At 58.4% G+C, this 16,015-nt stretch carries 15 protein-coding genes; 10 read left to right on the top strand and 5 right to left on the bottom strand.

Going from position 1 to position 16,015, the window contains the following annotated elements; translation table 11 throughout:
* Positions 1–17: 17 nt before the first annotated feature.
* Genes QN222_RS18560 through QN222_RS18545 form a run of 4 tightly spaced genes read right to left on the bottom strand, consistent with a single transcriptional unit; the run spans position 18 to position 4,886 of the window.
* Positions 18–1,502 carry a c-type cytochrome gene (locus QN222_RS18560; protein ID WP_284005539.1) on the bottom strand — a complete coding sequence of 495 codons (1,485 nt, stop codon included), beginning with the start codon at positions 1,500–1,502 and terminating at the stop codon, positions 18–20.
* Positions 1,499–1,930 (bottom strand): hypothetical protein, encoded by a 432-nt coding sequence (locus QN222_RS18555; RefSeq protein ID WP_284005538.1) that lies wholly within the window; start codon positions 1,928–1,930, stop codon positions 1,499–1,501. Before QN222_RS18555 ends, QN222_RS18560 begins: the two co-directional genes overlap by 4 nt.
* Positions 1,927–3,456 carry a cytochrome c gene (locus QN222_RS18550; RefSeq protein ID WP_284005537.1) on the bottom strand — a complete coding sequence of 510 codons (1,530 nt, stop codon included), beginning with the start codon at positions 3,454–3,456 and terminating at the stop codon, positions 1,927–1,929. The genes QN222_RS18555 and QN222_RS18550 overlap by 4 nt, the downstream gene beginning before the upstream one ends.
* Before the next feature lie 38 nt (positions 3,457–3,494).
* Complete coding sequence (locus QN222_RS18545) at positions 3,495–4,886, bottom strand: NADH:flavin oxidoreductase (RefSeq protein ID WP_284005536.1); 1,392 nt, start codon at positions 4,884–4,886, stop codon at positions 3,495–3,497.
* A gap of 370 nt (positions 4,887–5,256) precedes the next feature.
* Between QN222_RS18545 and QN222_RS18540 the strand changes: the two genes are divergently transcribed.
* From QN222_RS18540 to QN222_RS18495, 10 genes are all read left to right on the top strand, one after another.
* On the top strand, positions 5,257–6,087 hold the full coding sequence (locus QN222_RS18540; protein ID WP_283964051.1) for an oxidoreductase: 831 nt from the start codon (positions 5,257–5,259) through the stop codon (positions 6,085–6,087).
* Between the two features lie 268 nt (positions 6,088–6,355).
* On the top strand, positions 6,356–7,498 hold the full coding sequence (locus QN222_RS18535) for a hypothetical protein (protein WP_284005535.1): 1,143 nt from the start codon (positions 6,356–6,358) through the stop codon (positions 7,496–7,498).
* Positions 7,499–7,515: 17 nt separating this feature from the next.
* The gene (locus tag QN222_RS18530; protein ID WP_283964026.1) at positions 7,516–7,791 is read left to right on the top strand and encodes a hypothetical protein; all 276 of its coding nucleotides are present in this window, start codon (positions 7,516–7,518) and stop codon (positions 7,789–7,791) included.
* Complete coding sequence (gene hxsB / locus QN222_RS18525; protein WP_283964027.1) at positions 7,772–9,181, top strand: His-Xaa-Ser system radical SAM maturase HxsB; 1,410 nt, start codon at positions 7,772–7,774, stop codon at positions 9,179–9,181. The genes QN222_RS18530 and hxsB overlap by 20 nt, the downstream gene beginning before the upstream one ends.
* On the top strand, positions 9,178–10,266 hold the full coding sequence (gene hxsC / locus QN222_RS18520) for a His-Xaa-Ser system radical SAM maturase HxsC (RefSeq protein WP_283964028.1): 1,089 nt from the start codon (positions 9,178–9,180) through the stop codon (positions 10,264–10,266). The genes hxsB and hxsC overlap by 4 nt, the downstream gene beginning before the upstream one ends.
* Entirely contained in the window at positions 10,263–10,868 is a 606-nt protein-coding gene (gene hxsA / locus QN222_RS18515) for a His-Xaa-Ser repeat protein HxsA (RefSeq protein WP_283964029.1), read from the top strand. Before hxsC ends, hxsA begins: the two co-directional genes overlap by 4 nt.
* A 39-nt stretch (positions 10,869–10,907) precedes the next feature.
* Positions 10,908–11,588, top strand: coding sequence for a VWA domain-containing protein (locus tag QN222_RS18510; protein WP_283964030.1), 681 nt, complete (start codon positions 10,908–10,910; stop codon positions 11,586–11,588).
* Positions 11,570–12,355, top strand: a complete 786-nt coding sequence (locus QN222_RS18505; protein ID WP_284005534.1) for a PP2C family serine/threonine-protein phosphatase — start codon at positions 11,570–11,572, stop codon at positions 12,353–12,355. The genes QN222_RS18510 and QN222_RS18505 overlap by 19 nt, the downstream gene beginning before the upstream one ends.
* On the top strand, positions 12,352–14,268 hold the full coding sequence (locus QN222_RS18500) for a protein kinase domain-containing protein (RefSeq protein ID WP_283964032.1): 1,917 nt from the start codon (positions 12,352–12,354) through the stop codon (positions 14,266–14,268). Before QN222_RS18505 ends, QN222_RS18500 begins: the two co-directional genes overlap by 4 nt.
* Positions 14,269–14,271: 3 nt before the next feature.
* Complete coding sequence (locus QN222_RS18495) at positions 14,272–14,934, top strand: SH3 domain-containing protein (protein ID WP_283964033.1); 663 nt, start codon at positions 14,272–14,274, stop codon at positions 14,932–14,934.
* An 81-nt stretch (positions 14,935–15,015) separates the two neighbouring features.
* Here QN222_RS18495 and QN222_RS18490 read toward each other — a convergent pair whose 3' ends face one another.
* Positions 15,016–15,801, bottom strand: a complete 786-nt coding sequence (locus QN222_RS18490; protein ID WP_283964034.1) for a thermonuclease family protein — start codon at positions 15,799–15,801, stop codon at positions 15,016–15,018.
* Positions 15,802–16,015: the final 214 nt, after the last annotated feature.

Genomic DNA, 16,015 nt, shown 5'->3' with positions numbered 1-16,015 from the left:
CCTCCCCGTTGCAGCGGTCAAAGCGTCTTGAGATAGGCGAGGAGGTCTTCCTTCGCCCTTGCAGGCAGGTCCGTGCCCCAGAGATGTCCCGTATTGCCGTTGCCCGGCTGCGCGGTGCCGTAGAGCGAGCCGTAGCGCTCGCCGTCCGTCCCGGCAGCGCTGACGAACCCGCCATTTGCCGGATCGATCAGATCATAGCCCCGATAGAACTGGCGCGGGCGCTGCGCCGGCGGATCGAGCAGCGCCTTCAACGTCGGAACGCTGCCGTTGTGCAGGTAGGGGCCGCGCAGCCAGAGTCCCCTGAGACCGGTGGCGACATATCCTTCGGTCTTGTGAAAGTTCACGAAGCCCCACTTGTAATCGGATTCATACTCCGCATAGCGCTGTCGCGCGGCCGGGGTCCACATGTCGAGGCGATGCCGATCGGTGCCAACTTCGACGATCGAAATCGGCGTGCGGTAGCGCGCACCGCCGGGCTCATGGCAAGTGGCGCACTCGGCCTGGTAGATCGCACGCCCTGCGTCGATTGCCGCCGGGTCGACGCGATACGGGTCGCCGATCGGCCGTGCGCTCGAGAACGGCGACGGCGGCGGTGGCTGCAGACGGATGAAGTCGCTCATCCGGCCGAGTGTCTGCTCTGTTCTCGGGAAGGACTTGTAGGTCATTCCGTCGCCGATCGCTCCCGAAAGCACAGTCTCGCGCAGATCCGTCTGTAGGCCGTCCCAATGGAGAGAGAAGCGGCGTTCGTTGGTCGCTTCAAGCGCGCCGAGCGACCACAAGGGCATCATGTCCGAGTTGCCGATGGTGCCGTCGTCGGGGAGACGGAGATTCTGGAATTTCACCGGGTTGAACGGGTCGATGCGTCCAGGTCCCCAATCGGGGCGGCTCTGCATCCAGGTAAATGTCCGGCCCTGCTCCTTAAGCGCCGCCCGCGTGGCAGGTATCAGAAGGAAACGATAGAGCGCGCGCTCCCAGAGCGGCATGTCATAGATCGCAGTGATCTCGGGCATGATCGCGTCGGCGGTAAAGCGCGGATCGGCGCCGGCGGCAATCAGGAAGCGGATATAGGCTTGCGGGTTGACGCGGCCCCCGGCCCCGGCAGTGACGAGCGTCGGCGGGTCGTATGCCGACAGCCGGTAGCTTCCCTGGTGACAGAACGCACAGTTCGGCGCCACGCGCGGGATGACGCCGAGCGTACTCATGGAAAGGCCGACCGGCACCGGCTCGCCCCGCGCCCAAAAGAGGCCAAAGGCGCTGTAGCCGTCCTTGTTTGCCGGCAGATGCTCGGGAAAGAGCTGCGGCAGCACGCGCCAGATCCAGTAGGGCAGACCTTGCGTCTCCTCGTTGCCGATCGAGCCGTGATTGAAGACCTGCGCGAGGTCGTTCGTCCTTGGCTGCGCCACAGGGCGGAATAGAAGCAGGTACGCCGCGGAAGCCACAGCAACGAGGGTGATCAGCACGCCCAGCAGAACCTTCCAGAAACGCCGCCGTCTCTGCCTCATATTCCCCTCCCGCTGGCTAGATCCTGCTCCAGGCTGACGATGCGCAGCAGGCATATGAGGGTGGCGATCCCGATCGAACCGTCGAGCAGCACGCCGGCCAGGAAACCGACCGGCTGCCCGAACGCAAAGACCGCAAGGAAGAAGAACACCGCCCCGAAGGTGCGCGACGGGAAGACCGCGAGCCAGGCGAAGATGCGATAGCGATCGATATCGAACGTCGCCGGGATGTAAAAGATCGACAGGATACCGAGCAGTAAGCCGGAGAAGCGCGGCCAAATCAGTTGCTGCGCCGGAACATCGAAAAGATCGAGGATCCAGTGCGGCCAGAAGACGAGCGGCACCACGAATGCGAAGTTCAGCAGGATGCCGATCCAGACGAGGATCGCGTGCCGTGTCTTCCACTTGGCGAGTGATTGAACGTGGATCATAGCGTTTTCATGTACTCGATGAGGGCGTCCTTGGCCGACGCGGGCAGATCGGTCCCGTAACGTGGGCCTTCGTGACCGGTATTGGCGTTTCCGGGACGGGACGTGTCATAGCGGAAGAGCGATCCGTCCGGCGCGGCCGCGTCCGTGCGATAACCGACCCGCCGGAGGTCGAGCTCGTCGCTGCCGCGGTACCAGACGGGGGGGCGCCGACTGCTCGGCTCGAGCAGATCGCGCAGCGTCGGGACCGAACCGTTATGAAGATAGGGAGAGCGCGCCCAGATGCCGTCGAGCGGATGGTTCGCGTAGCCTTCCGTCTTGTGGAACCGCTGGAAGCGCCAGGGATAGCCGGCATAGAGGAGGCTCTGCGCGGCGACGAAATTGTCGGTATAGGAAGCCCAACGGCCGGGGTCCGTGCCGATTTCCGCGAGCGGTTCCACCTTGCCGAGCCGCGGATAGCGGTTGGTGTCGTAGTCATATCCATTGGGCCCGCGCTGGCCGTGGCACTCGGCGCAATAGCGGGTGAAGAGATGCTCGCCTTCAGCGGCCTTGGTCCGGTCGATCTGGTCGGCGGCAGGAAACCTTGGCGGCTGCAGATCCCACATCCATCGCTCGATCCGCCCGATCGATCGCCTGTCGACCGTCACCGGCGTCACACCGGCGCCAAGTGCAGCGCTCAAGTTGCGCTCGGCCACCGAGTCGTTGTTGCCGTCCCAGTGGAGGTTCATGCCCTCGCGCGGGCGCTGCTGCCAAATCGCGGGATAGTCCGACGATCCGTTAAGCGCCGCACCGCTGATATTCTCGGGCCCCATCGGAAAATTGAACTGGATCGCCTTGTAGGGATTGAAGGTGTCCACCCGACCCGGCCCCCACGGCTCCTGGCGGGAGACGAAAGTGAGCCGCCTGCCGAGATCGAGAAAGGCATTCTTCACGCGCGGGAAGACGACGTGGCGATAGATGGCCCGTTCGAATACGTTCAGGTCGCCCCCGACTTCGTCGCCGTTGATCGCCGCGATCAAGGCGTCGGCGTTGAAACCCGGATCCCGCCCGACGTCGATCAGAAATGTGATCAACTCCTGCAGCCTGAGATTGTTGGAAGGTGCACCGGGTATCATGTGCCGTTCGCTCTTCCCCGGCAGGCGATAGGTGCCGACATGGCAGACCGAACAGTTCAGCCAGACCCGTTCCACGCCCGAAACGACGCGCCGCGACACGCCGATAGGAAGATCTGCATCCGGCGTCTGGTAGAGAAAGCCGAAGCGGCGATAGCCTTCGCCGCCAAGTCGGTCCTTGTACATGACCGGAAGCGCCTTGAAGACCCAGTATGGTGGGCCGGTGGCGACCTCGCTGCCGATCGATCCGTGCAGGAAGTGTTCCGTCTCGTTCTCGAACGCGAGCACGTACTGGTTGACGAACAGGAGGTAGTAGCCAATTCCCAGCACCAGCAGCGCCAGGATCAACAGCCTCCGGCGCCGCGCGCGCGACACCGCGACTTCTACCGGGGTCAGGCGATCGTCGTCACTGCTCATCTTGCAAGCTCCAGCGGTCGCCGCACGAAGGCGGCGGTTCAATGAAAGGCGGGCGGCTCGAATACGGACATGACCTCAGCGATCATCCGCTGGTGACGCTCTTCGAAGCTGTCGCCGTCGAAGCGGCTGGGTTCGTAGCAGCCGAGCGGATTTTCGAGGTCGTTGATGAGACACTTGTTGCAATAGGTGCATTCGCGCCTGGGCTCGGGACCGTTTTCCCGGGCAAGGATCTTCGGCAGGTCGTTGTTCGCGATCAACGGCCGGGCCATGCTGACGGCGTCGCAGGCGCCCGAACGGATCGCTCCGGCGATCTTGTCGGCGTGCTGAAATCCGCCGGTACAGAGCACCTTGATGCTCGGATCTATGTCGGCAATGGCGTCGGCGATCGCACGCGCATAGTCGAGATTGATGCCCTCGATGACCTTTCCGCGCCGCCATCGCCACCAATGCCGGAAGAGACGCGAACCCAAGGGATTGGTGAAGATCGCGTAGTTGAACCGTGTCCGCGTGCCCTGCGAGATCATCCCGTCGTAGCAGCGCTCCAGGTCGCGCATCGGCAGGTCGCCCGGCGGATTTCGGGGATGCGGGAAGGTCGAGCCGCTGGAGACATGAAATGCGTCAACGCCCTTGCCGCCGTCCAGCAGAAGCGTACAGATCTTGATCGTTTCATCGAGGGTATTGCCCTTGGGGATCCAGGGGTAAAGCCAGTCATTATGGTCAACGCCGTTGATCTTCATCTGCAGATGGAAATCCTGCCCCACCTCCCGGCGGATGGCGCGAACGATCTCCAGCACGAATCTGGCGCGGCCCTCCCAATTGCCACCATATTCGTCGGTGCGATCATTGATGCCCGAACTCAGGAATTGGGTGATCAGGTAGCCGTTGGCGCCGTGCAGTTCGACACCGTCGAGGCCGGCCTCGCGCGCCCTGCGCGCGCCCTGGGCGAATTGCTCGATGACTTCCGCGATTTCCGGCTTCGTCATCGCCTGTGACAGCAGGCCGTGGAAATAGTCGCTCTTGCTCGTCGAACTCAGCCCCTTGTTGTAGAGGTTCTCGACCCCGCCGAAATCCTGCTGCCGTCCCGAGTGACTGAGTTGCATGATGAAGCGGCAGTCGTGCGCGTGCACGCGCTCGCCGACGGCCCGCCAGAACGGAATCTTGTTGTCATTATCGATCATCGCGTAGCGCACGAGGATCCGGCCCCGAACGGCAACCGGGGTGAAGGAGGAGATGATGCAGCCCACGCCTCCGCGCGCGAACTTTTCCTCCCAGTTCAGCCGCGCGTTGCCGCCATGTCCGTTGTACTCGTCGAACATGCCGGAAATATTGGAACGAAACAGCCTGTTCTTGACTTCGAGCGCGCGAAACTTCAGCGGCCTGAAGATGACGCTCGCGTTATCCTCGTGGCTATACTCACCGTCCGGATACATTGTCTATCCCCCGCCCGGGTTTAGTTAAAGCACAAAGTACTACTCTGACCCCAAAGGGAGCTCGCACCAGAAGAAAGACTACGGAACGCGCTATTTCTCCGCACGGTATTACACTTTAACGTGCAAATCAATGCATAATTTCTCACTTCAAAGGCAACGTTAAAATAATCGTACTTATTAATTCTTCTCTGTGTGTTTTTCACTTAATTTATAGGGGTATTACTGCTTTGAATTACGAAATAATCTGTAGCATCGTGTGAAATTCTGGGGCGACGGGCATAAGAAAGAACATACTGCATCTCTCTTGGTTCTGTCGGTCAGCGACACGGCCCACACTTCCAGTCAATCCCTACAGAGAGAAAGACTTTGGATGAACAGTAGCCAAAGGAAGACCGCACTCGTTACTGGCGCCTCCTCCGGGATGGGTAAGGAAATCGCCAAGCGCCTGATTTCGGAAGGCTATCAAGTCTATGCGGCCGCACGCCAGATGGAGAGAATGCAAGATCTGGCAAGCCTCGGAGCGACGCCGCTACGCATGGATCTCTCCAGGGATGACGAGATCAGAGATGCGGTCGGGATCATTCTCAAAGAAGCCGAGGGCGTCGACGTCCTGGTGAACAATGCCGGTTTCGGCCTTTACGGCCCAATCGAAGAGATCGGTATCGAAGAGGCTCGCTACCAATTTGAGGTCAATCTCTTTGGCACCGCCCGCCTGACGCAGCTTCTGCTGCCAGCAATGAGAAGAAACGGGTCCGGGACGATCGTCAACATTACCTCCATGGGTGGCAAGATCTACACCCTGCTGGGAGGATGGTATCACGCCACAAAGCATGCCCTAGAAGGGTGGTCGGACTGCCTGAGACTTGAACTCGCTCCGTTTGGCATCAAGGTTGTGATCATCGAGCCTGGCCTGATTGAGACGGGCTTCGGCGAAGTGATGGTGGAAGGTCTCGTGAAAAGATCTGGCAATGGGCCTTATGCCAGGTTCGCAGACGACGTCGCCAGGTCCACAAAGGAGGCCTATGGACACGGTCGCGGCACCGATCCGAGCGTGGTCGCCGATGTCGTGTCGAAGGCCATCAAGGCGCGAAAGCCGCGCACGCGCTATGCCGTCGGAAAATATGCCCGACTGATGATCATGTTACGAAAATGGCTGGGAGATCGCTTGTTTGATCGGATCGTCATGAGTCTCATGCGGTAGGACCTCCGTCCACCACAGCCGGCGACGAGGACAGCAACAAGGAAGGCCACTTAGAAGTTCGAAGTGTCCCGAGGGTTGCACTCTGCGATCTTTTTAGCACAGAACGAGAACAAGCACTGTACCCGCGGATCATCGGGGCGTCGAATCGGCGAAAGGGGCAGCGGTGTTGCGCTGCAACCTCATCTTGAGCGACTTACAATTCGTTCATCTCGGAGATATCAAGGTTGCCGGAGCATGTTGCACGTTTTAGTGTGGACCTTTTAAGGCAATGAGATCGAAGAGCTTGGGATCGGTTAAACGCGCCTGCCTTACATTCGTCACGTTGGCGGCCTGCGTGGGTGTAAGCGTCAGTTTATGCCCGGCCCATTCTCAAACGATTGCGGGCCATGCGATTGGCGAAGACGGTTCCAAACTGGAAGCTGACCAACGAGCGTCGCCAAACCTCACGACCGAATACACAACCGTCGAGCTCTCGATCCCCAATGGTATCGATGTGACCGCCACTTACCAAAACGGTTCAAATAAAATCATCCGAATTGAAGCCACCCCACGGCTTCCCGAGCCCGGAGCCTCCGGGCAGTTCGGGAATTTCGTGTTCGGAAAAACAAGTCTTTCTGAGATACGTTCTCGTTTCGGCAGCAAGGGATTGCTGTTCACTGGCGTCGCCCCCGCAACGGCTACACCGGATGGTGGCGTGACTATTGTCAGCTCTTACGAGGTCCAGGGAACAAACATCATTGCCTCATTCGTCTCCAAAATATCCGCAGCGTCCCTGGGCGACTTGAACCGGCGGTTTGGTGAAGACATGTACGGGCATATCGAAAGTGTGGCGATGCTGGAATCGACAGTAGTCGCAGACATCGACTATTTGAAGCTTACACGGGGGCACGAGCTCGTCTACGACGTAGGATACGCACCAATCGTGTGGGAAGATGCAATGTCCCCAGTCGGCGTGGCACGGGGAATTTCGCTTGCGCGCATCTCACCGTCACAACTTCCGGCGCATCGCATCTACAAGGGACCGATCAACGCCCCCTATTTCACGGATGCCTCAGCACGGAACTTTCAAACTCGCATCGCGGAAGGCATGGCCGGCGGCCCGGTCTTCGCCGGCGAGTATGCAGTGATCCAAGTGGGCTGTGGCACTGGATGCTCCATCGCCTATGTTGCGAGCGTCAGGACCGGCGAGGTGTCGCGCATTCCCATCGATGACGAGGCAGCCCAGTATCTTGACCTTAAATATCAGATCGACAGTCGGCTTTTGGTCACGCAGTCAGCGAGAGGTGAGGCTCTCAAATGCCATATGCAGTTCTTGACCATGGATGACGGTGAATGGATCTCCTTGCTGGAGCGCGACATCGGACCCACGGAGTCTTGCTACAATTCAATCGCCCAAAATCTTCGAAACTGACCACAAGGCGCGCCCCAATGCACCCTGCAGATTACGAGAGAATTCTGACAATCGAACCCGAACTGCGTCCTTGGTTGGCGGATGCCGCTGCTCGGTTTCGCTATCTCCATCCGAATGTCCATCTGAGCATGAGCGAGCAGTCGGTGACACTGGTGACCTCCGGCGACCAAATGGCAGCAGTCGTTCAGGATTTCATGTTCTGCCTCTACCGGCAGAAGATCTACAGCGAAACGTTGCCGCTTCGGACGATGCTGATCGAAGGAGTGACGGGATTTGCCGGTCGTTCCGCTTAAATTCCGGCCGCATCAAGATGGCCACTTTCTCTTTGCCGACGACGCAGGCGGATACTTCAAATCCGACCAGGCCTTCTTGCGTCGCTACGCGCACGATCGATTGACATCTGGTGATCTCGAATTCCTGAAGGGGAACGGCCACGCCTACGACGCTGTCGGTGATCTCGCATATTCCGGTTTCGAACACCGTTTTGCTGAACGGCTCTATCTGCCGCGCGAGATGGATTATGTCATCTTGGTTCCCACTCTCAGATGTAATCTGGCCTGCGGCTATTGCCAGGTTTCGCGTGTCAACGAAGCCACACGAGGCTTCGATTGGGACGACACCACAGTAGAAGCGGTTATCGGATTTCTCGACTCCCTCTCGGCCAGGAAAATCAAGGTCGAGTTCCAGGGAGGCGAGCCTCTTTTGCGTCTCGACGTCATCACAAGAATTCGTGATTTCTGCAGGCAACGATTTGATGCCTGCGAGATCGTAGTCTGTACAAATCTGCAGGAGGTCAGCGACGCAGCCTGGCACGTGCTCGGAGGGGACGGTATCTTTGTCAGCACGTCCTTGGACGGCAATCGCATTACGCATGAAAAGCAGCGGACAATCACGCCAGGCAAGACGGACCAATTCTTCTCAAATCTTGATCTCGCGGTGAGCCGGTTGGGATCGGAAAAGGTATCCGCCCTCCCAACGATCGACCCGCACAATGCGCCCTCGCCGCAAGAGGTCATCGAGACCTTTCTCAACTATGATATTCGATCCATCTACCTGCGGCCCATAAACTACCAAGGCTTTGCGAGAAAGAAGTTCGACGCTCGCGGAAGCGCCGAACTCTGGAACAAATATCACGCCTCCTTCATCGACGCGCTCGTTGAGCACAACTGGTCCTCTGAGATCCCCGTCGAAGAATACTACTTCGTCCACTGCCTGCGACGGGTGTTAAGGTCCGGTCACAACGGCCACGTCGATCTTCGCAATCCCAACATCGTCGGGCACAGCTATGTCGTGATCGACTATGACGGCAAGATATACCCGACAGATGAAGCAAGGATGGTCACTCGCGTCGGTCAATTCGATCTGTCCATGGGAGATGTCTTCAGCGGAATCTCGGCAGAGACGATCAATCGCCTCAATGCGGAAGCGCTCAACAACTTCCATCCTGACTGCGTGCACTGTCCCTATCAAGCCTTCTGCGGGGTTGATCTGGTCGATGACATTTCACGATATGGGCGGATCGATATGCCGAAGCATATGACCGACTTCTGTCAGCGCCATACCTCAATCTTCGACAGGATTTTTGCGATGATCTATTCGGACGATCCAAAGATCAAAAAGACGCTGGCGCTTTGGGCCGGCACACCTCACTTCGATCCGCTTCTTGCCAAGGTTCATCGATGATCAACCTCCGCCTGAAGATCGACCCGTTACCGATCGACGAGCCCTTGATCGTCCGCCTGCAAGGACCGGGGTTGCCTGCGCGGTCACATCATGACGCGGTATTAGCCGAGGTCGGGCCAGATCGCCGCGAATACGACCTCAATGGATTCTCCTTCGGCGTGTATGCGGGTTCCGATGAGGTTATCGACGGCGACGTTTTGATGATGATGCCAGGCGAAACAACGGCGCACCGCCTCATCCGCGCCGGTTCGGCGCACAATACGCTTCTGGTAACCGAGCAGTGCGACCAGCTGTGCGTGATGTGCTCGCAGCCTCCCAAGAAGTATCACGCGGATCTCTTCGAGCAGTTCACCGTCGCGGCGTCGCTTGCCCCGCACGGCGCAATGATTGGAGTTTCGGGCGGCGAGCCCTTGCTTCATAAGGAGCGGCTCTTTTGCATGCTTGAGGAGGTGAAGGCGCGGCGCCCCGACGTCGGCTTTCATATCTTGACCAACGCTCAGCATTTTTCCCGAGCAGACCTAACTCGACTGCAGCAGCTCGATCACGCACGCGTGCTCTGGGGCGTTCCGCTCTATTCAGCCACGCCTGAGAACCATGACCGGATTGTGGGCAAGCCGGGCGCATTCGCCAAGCTCGAGCATGGACTTTCGATACTGATGCGTGCGGGGGCTTCCCTCGAGCTTCGAACGGTGGTCATGCAACAGAACTGGCAGGATCTTCCGGCCTTGGCTGACTACGTCTCCACCCGTCTCAGCTTTTTGACGGTCTGGGCCATCATGCAACTGGAGCGCATCGGCTATGCTCGGATGAACTGGAAGGAGACGTTTCGAGACACATCCCGCAATTTCGACCAGATCGCTCGGGCGGTCGACATCGTAACGGCACGCGGTCTCAAGGCATTACTCTACAATTTTCCGCTGTGTTCAGTGCCCCCTGCTTATCAGGATTATGCCCCCTCAACCATCTCGGACTGGAAGAGAAAGTACCTGGACTTCTGTTTGAATTGTCGCGCCAAGAAAACTTGTGGTGGTTTTTTTCAATGGTATAGTCATCCAGAGGGGTTTGCATCTCTGGGGCCGTTATGAAATCTCGCCTGTTTATGATCCCGTCACTTCTGGTGGCGGGTTTTTTGCCATCGAAATCTGATGCGATGCCGTTCGGCGAGATAATTTCGAAGAAAGATCCCGGGACTTCTGTGTTGGAGAGCCTCAGGCTGAAGCACGTTTTTACGCTCGCCGGGCATAGATCGCATAGCTCGCACCGCTCACACAGTTCACATTCAAGCCATCGATCGAGCAGCGGCGGCGGCTACACGTACAGACGTCCGCCAGTGTATTCGCCACCGACCACGGTCTATACGGCACCCTCGACGGTCTACACAGCGCCCTCTGGTTCATTTGCTACCCAGCCGACCGTCTCAGCGACTCCTGCCTACCCGGTCACTTCTGATCCGGTGACAGCCGCTCCCCTCAAGACTCTTCCGGGAAATACCGCGAAATTCAAGCGCATCGTTATGCAGGTTCAGACCGCCCTCACAGCCTATGGTTACTATGAAGGCTTGATCGATGGGCAAGTCGGCCCCGCCTGCAAGAAGGCGCTCGTCGCGATGCAGACCGACTACAATCTCAAGGTCACCGGAACAATCACGCCGGATGTGCTCAACACTTTCGGCATCGTCGCGAACTAATTGATCCACCAATTCCAACGACTTTTGAAAGAACAGACCATGGCCAATCCATTTGAGCAGCAACCCTTCGAAGGTGCCGAGTTCGTTGATAATCCGGAACCGCGGTGCCCCTGCCTTTTGCTCCTTGACGTCTCAGGTTCGATGCGAGGAGCACCACTGAAGGAGTTGAATGAAGGACTCGTCCAATTCAGGGACGAGCTCTACGCGGACTCCCTGGCTGCCAAGAGGGTTGAAGTTGGCATTGTAACATTCGGGCCGGTCTCGGTGGCCAACGACTTCCAAGGCGTTCATCACTGGAACCCGTCTGAGCTTTCGTCGCAAGGCGACACTCCGATGGGCCGCGCGATCGAAACCGGGCTTGAGATGCTCCGGCAGAGAAAGGACTCCTACAAGCAGAACGGGATTTCGTATTATCGGCCCTGGGTCTTCCTCATCACGGATGGCGCGCCAACGGATGCATGGCACGCCGCTGCCACAGCAGTGAAGGCGGGCGAAGCCGAGAAGGCATTTTCGTTCTTTGCCGTCGGTGTGCAAGGCGCCAACATGGAAATCCTGTCGCAGATCTCGGTTCGGCAGCCGTTGGCGCTGAAGGAACTGCGCTTTCGCGATCTGTTTTCCTGGCTTTCAAGCTCTCTTGGCTCGGTATCCCATTCGAATCCGGGAGATGCGGTTCCGCTCGCCAATCCGGCTACTCCGGACGGATGGGCATCGATTGCATGACCAAAAGCTGGCGATGGGCAGGCGCGCGGTCCATTGGCACTTCGCATGTGAGGACCGACACCGCGTGCCAGGACTTCGCGGGCGCAAAGCTTTTTATTCGGCCAGAAGGTCCGATTATGACCGCCGTCGTTTCGGACGGGGCCGGCAGTGCGTCACACGCAGAAGCCGGATCCAAACTCGTATGTCTTTCGTTTTTTCGGGCGTGCCGAGACTTTCTGGCTGCGAAGCCTCTTGAAGAACTGGTCGAAGAAGACGTTTGGAACTGGCTCGATGAGATCCGCGAGGCCGTAAACGCCAGGGCGAACTCCATGGCGCTGCGGCCTCGGGACTTCGCGTCGACCTTGGTCGCTGTACTCGCAGGTCCACAAACGTCGATCGTGATCCATGTCGGCGATGGCGCGGCGGTGTGGAAGAAGCTGGGATCGGACGAATGGGAGGTGCCTTCTTGGCCCTATCATGGTGAATACGCATCGACGACAGCATTTGTGACCGACGATCCACAACCGAAGCTCAGCTACCTCCGGATAGACGAGGCCATTGACGAGTTCGCGCTGTTTTCAGACGGCATCGAACGCCTTGTGCTTGAACAAGCTACCAGATCGGCGCATGCGCCGTTTTTTAATCGGATGCTGGCGCCCCTGAAAGGTTCACTCGTCGAGGGCCCGGACAAGGATCTCTCCGCCGCATTGAAAGACTATCTCGATAGTCCGAGCGTGTGCGAGCGCACCGACGACGACAAATCGCTCATCCTTGGCGTCAGGACATGACAGTCGTCGTCTCATCCGATGGTCGGCGGTTGACGCTGGGCGGCCTCCTCGCGAAAGGTGGAGAGGGTGCTGTCCACCACATCGTCGAAGCTCCCGACCTCGTCGCGAAGATTTATCTTCGCGGGAAGGCCGGCGACCGGCGAGAAAAGGTCGAGGCGATGGTTTCGGCCCATCTGCATATGAACACGTCGTTCGTCGCATTTCCGGTCGACATCCTGAAATCGCAGCGCGGTGATTTCCTGGGCTTCACAATGAAGAAGGTGAACGGGTTCAAGAGCGTTCACGATCTCTATGGGCCGGCCAGTCGCAAGACCGAGTTTCCCACCGCCGACGCGAACTTTCTCGTCAGAGCCGCCATTAACCTGGCGCGAGCGATCGCAAGTGTGCACGCGACCGGATGTGTGATCGGTGATATCAACCATTCCGGCGTCCTCGTGTCTGAGAAGGCGCTGGTCACGCTCATCGACAGCGACTCGTTTCAATTCCGTTCGCAATCAAAACTCTACCGATGTTTGGTCGGTGTTCCGGAATACACTCCGCCAGAGCTTCAGGGCGCTCTGCTCGACAAAACGGATCGCATGCCCAACCATGACAACTTCGGGCTGGCGGTCCTGCTCTTCCAGTTGCTGTTTCTCGGACGGCACCCTTTCGCCGGTCGATATCGCGGCAAGGGGGATATGGATATTCGGAAGGCGATTGGAGAAGGTCGTTTCGCCTATAGCGAGCGCCGCGCGGAAACACTGATGGAACCGCCGCCCTTTGTGCCCGCACTTGACGATTTTGGAAAGGACTTGGGCCGGGCATTCGAAGCGGCCTTCCGATTGCCCGCTAAACAACCAAATGGCCGCCCGCTCGCGTCGGAATGGGTGACCCTGCTCACGTCGGTCGAGGCTGGCCTTAAGACATGCGCCGCCGACAGGGCCCATTCGTACCCAGGTAGCCTCCCTTCCTGCCCCTGGTGCTCGATCGAACGGTCGATGGGGCGTTCGTTGTTCGTCGCGCAGTACTCGCCCACTGCCGCGATTATGGATATCGGCCAGCTCCTAACGGCGATCCGTGGCATACCGGCACCTGGGAAGCCTCCAGAGCCGGAGGCGATTGTAGAGCCACTCTTGAATCTGACCGTGTCCGAGGCCGGTCAGCAAGCCCGCTCCGAAAGGACGGTCACCGCTGTAGCGGGCATTGTTGCGATGATTATCGGTTTCTACCTGATGACCTCCGTTCAGGGCTTTTGGGGGGCTGCGCTTATCGCCGGCGCTGGCTTCATGACCCTTCGATCTCTGGATTTAACGCGAACATTTGCCGCCGACCACGCCAGCGCCCAGTCCGCTTGGGACTCAGAGCGGAAGATGTGGATGGCTCATGCCGGACCCGGGAAGTTCGAGGAAAGAAGAAACCACTATTTCAGCGTCGCAACAGCTCACTCGGAGCTGCCTGCGCAGGAGCAAGCAAAACTGAAGGCGCTTGAGCAAAGGAAGCGTCAACTTCAGATGCAGAAACACATGGAATCGCATCTGATCGAGCGAGCGAAGATCCCCCGAATAGGCGCCGGCCGGAAGGCGACGCTGGCATCCTTTGGCTTCGAAGATGCCTGGGACGTCATGCAGCGCCCTGTCACCAATGTCCCCGGCTTCGGACCGTCGCTCGCTACGGACATCATGGGGTGGGCGCGCTCGATCGAGCGCAAGTTCGTTTTCAACAATGCTATTCCGACGGATCCGCAGGCGATTCAACAAATCAAAACCGAAATCGAAAAAAAACGCACCGAGCTTGAAAGGGAACTCCATCGAGCCCCTGAGGAGCTTCGCCGTTTGGCAGATGATGCGCGCACGCTCGTAAAGTCACCGCCTCAAGCGCTGATCGAAGCCTACCAACGGCTAAAGCAGCTCAAGGTTGACATGGGTACAATCTGATCGATGTCGGCCTCCTACCAAAATTTCTGGATCATTGTGGGGATGACGGTCTCGGCAACCGTGCTTGCGAATATGTCGGCAAAGCCTGAGCGCACTGCCTCATCTTCCATCGAGGTCAGCCGTCGCGAACCAACCCGACCGCCGAACAGAATGGCAAGCCAAACATCGACTTCATCTGGAACGCCAGAGACAAATGGTGGCAATGTTGAAAGAGGAAAGGCAAGTCAAACCACCTCCAGTGGGCTGGTCGAACGGCAATTCAAAGACATAAACAGTGAGTTCAAGGCGTCATTCGACGCTGCTGCTCAGATCGCGCTCGCTACACCTCCAGCTTCGTCGGCCGACCACGTCGAACAACCCGGTCCAGATATCCCTGTGCCATCGTTGCAGATGAGGGAGATACAATCAGACCCGAAGATCTTCGATGTGGAGGCGCAAACGTCTCCGAGCAATGATCCCAGTCCGACGGGCCTTGGTACGGGCGTTACGACCACGAACCTGAACATGCGTGAAGGCCCTGCTGCAAACTACCTTCTGGTCGACGTCCTGGCGACCGGCATTACACTCGTCATTCTCGAACAAGAGAATGGTTGGCTGCATGTGCGCGATGGGTCTGGCCGGCAGGGCTGGGTCAATGGGAGCTACGTTTCGCGAACCGCGAATTAGCGTTGCTCTGTGAAATATCGCCTGGTCTAAGTTTTCGTACTGGAAGATCCCGCGCTGGTTGCTTTGGAGCACGTGGGTGCGCTATCCGCACCACGGGCGTGGCGTCGGTGGGCAACTGGTGTCGCCGCACACAAACGGGACCGCCAGCCCTTCGGAGATCAGGATGTCGCCGACATCACGACCGTCGATCGTAAGCGTTCCGCAACTCCGACCGTGATTGCATTTTTCCGTGCCTTCCGTACCGGGTTTGCAGGAGCAGGCAACCCTGGTCACTGTCGGCGTGCCGGACGCAACGAGCTGTCTCAGGCGCTCGCTCGCCTGGTTTCCAAGCGCCGCTTCACGCGAACACTCAGGCTCGAACTTTTCCGGCGTATTGAAGCCGACAAGTCGCACGCGCGTACCGTCACCCATTCGAATCGTGTCGCCGTCGGTAACCGTGAATGATTGGGTTTGGAGCCCGGCAGATGGTGCTACCTTTTGAAAGGAACCGGAACCGGACTTCGGCAGCCAGTCCGTTACCGCCTGACCCCCAAAGAGTACAATCATCATCAGCAACAACGTGAAAAACTTGATTTCTCTGTAACTCGAACGGCGACCGGTTCTTTGCCAGTGGTGCCGCAAATAAGTTTGCGATCCTCGCTTCGCGGTCATGGGTTTGATGAACGAGAGATCGGCATCGCCCGGAAGCCTTGTCAGCTTCCTGAGCGTCGTCATCTGCTTCTCGCTCAGTCGCGTACGCGTCCCGTAACGCTCAATCCTCTGGCGCATGTCCATGAGAAACTGGCGCTGCCATGCGGTCGTCCGCCCCTCCCGCAGGACGTCATCAATGCGACTGCGAAAATACGTAACCTCGATTTCGCTCAGCAAAGTTGCCTCCAACGCGAAGCGCATCCTGTTTGGTCCGTGTAAATGCGCCGCTTTCGTCGGCCCTCAGACAAGTACCCGGTAACCTATCAATCTTTCTGGGTCCTGAAACTTCAAATTTAGTAGCGACTCCAGTCCCTCGCCTTGAAGGGATCTGAACCCTCGACCCGGTAAAACACGCTCCGTAGCTGGGTCTTTAAGACGTCTGATTGCATTC

Origin of the sequence: Sinorhizobium sp. 6-70, from assembly GCF_030124375.1 — a bacterium.
In the GTDB taxonomy this organism is placed as follows: domain Bacteria; phylum Pseudomonadota; class Alphaproteobacteria; order Rhizobiales; family Rhizobiaceae; genus Sinorhizobium.
Note: the sequence above shows the minus strand (reverse complement) of the source record. Positions and strands in the feature narration are given on the sequence as shown.

Excerpts from the sequence above, each read along its gene's own strand:
- QN222_RS18495 (WP_283964033.1), top strand. The coding sequence starts at position 14,272 with ATGTCGGCCTCCTACCAAAATTTCTGGATCATTGTGGGGATGACGGTC.
- QN222_RS18510 (WP_283964030.1), top strand. The coding sequence starts at position 10,908 with ATGGCCAATCCATTTGAGCAGCAACCCTTCGAAGGTGCCGAGTTCGTT.
- hxsC (WP_283964028.1), top strand. The coding sequence starts at position 9,178 with ATGATCAACCTCCGCCTGAAGATCGACCCGTTACCGATCGACGAGCCC.
- QN222_RS18530 (WP_283964026.1), top strand. The coding sequence starts at position 7,516 with ATGCACCCTGCAGATTACGAGAGAATTCTGACAATCGAACCCGAACTG.
- QN222_RS18550 (WP_284005537.1), bottom strand. The coding sequence starts at position 3,456 with ATGAGCAGTGACGACGATCGCCTGACCCCGGTAGAAGTCGCGGTGTCG.
- hxsA (WP_283964029.1), top strand. The coding sequence starts at position 10,263 with ATGAAATCTCGCCTGTTTATGATCCCGTCACTTCTGGTGGCGGGTTTT.
- QN222_RS18545 (WP_284005536.1), bottom strand. The coding sequence starts at position 4,886 with ATGTATCCGGACGGTGAGTATAGCCACGAGGATAACGCGAGCGTCATC.
- QN222_RS18555 (WP_284005538.1), bottom strand. The coding sequence starts at position 1,930 with ATGATCCACGTTCAATCACTCGCCAAGTGGAAGACACGGCACGCGATC.
- QN222_RS18540 (WP_283964051.1), top strand. The coding sequence starts at position 5,257 with ATGAACAGTAGCCAAAGGAAGACCGCACTCGTTACTGGCGCCTCCTCC.
- QN222_RS18560 (WP_284005539.1), bottom strand. The coding sequence starts at position 1,502 with ATGAGGCAGAGACGGCGGCGTTTCTGGAAGGTTCTGCTGGGCGTGCTG.
- QN222_RS18535 (WP_284005535.1), top strand. The coding sequence starts at position 6,356 with ATGAGATCGAAGAGCTTGGGATCGGTTAAACGCGCCTGCCTTACATTC.
- QN222_RS18500 (WP_283964032.1), top strand. The coding sequence starts at position 12,352 with ATGACAGTCGTCGTCTCATCCGATGGTCGGCGGTTGACGCTGGGCGGC.
- QN222_RS18505 (WP_284005534.1), top strand. The coding sequence starts at position 11,570 with ATGGGCATCGATTGCATGACCAAAAGCTGGCGATGGGCAGGCGCGCGG.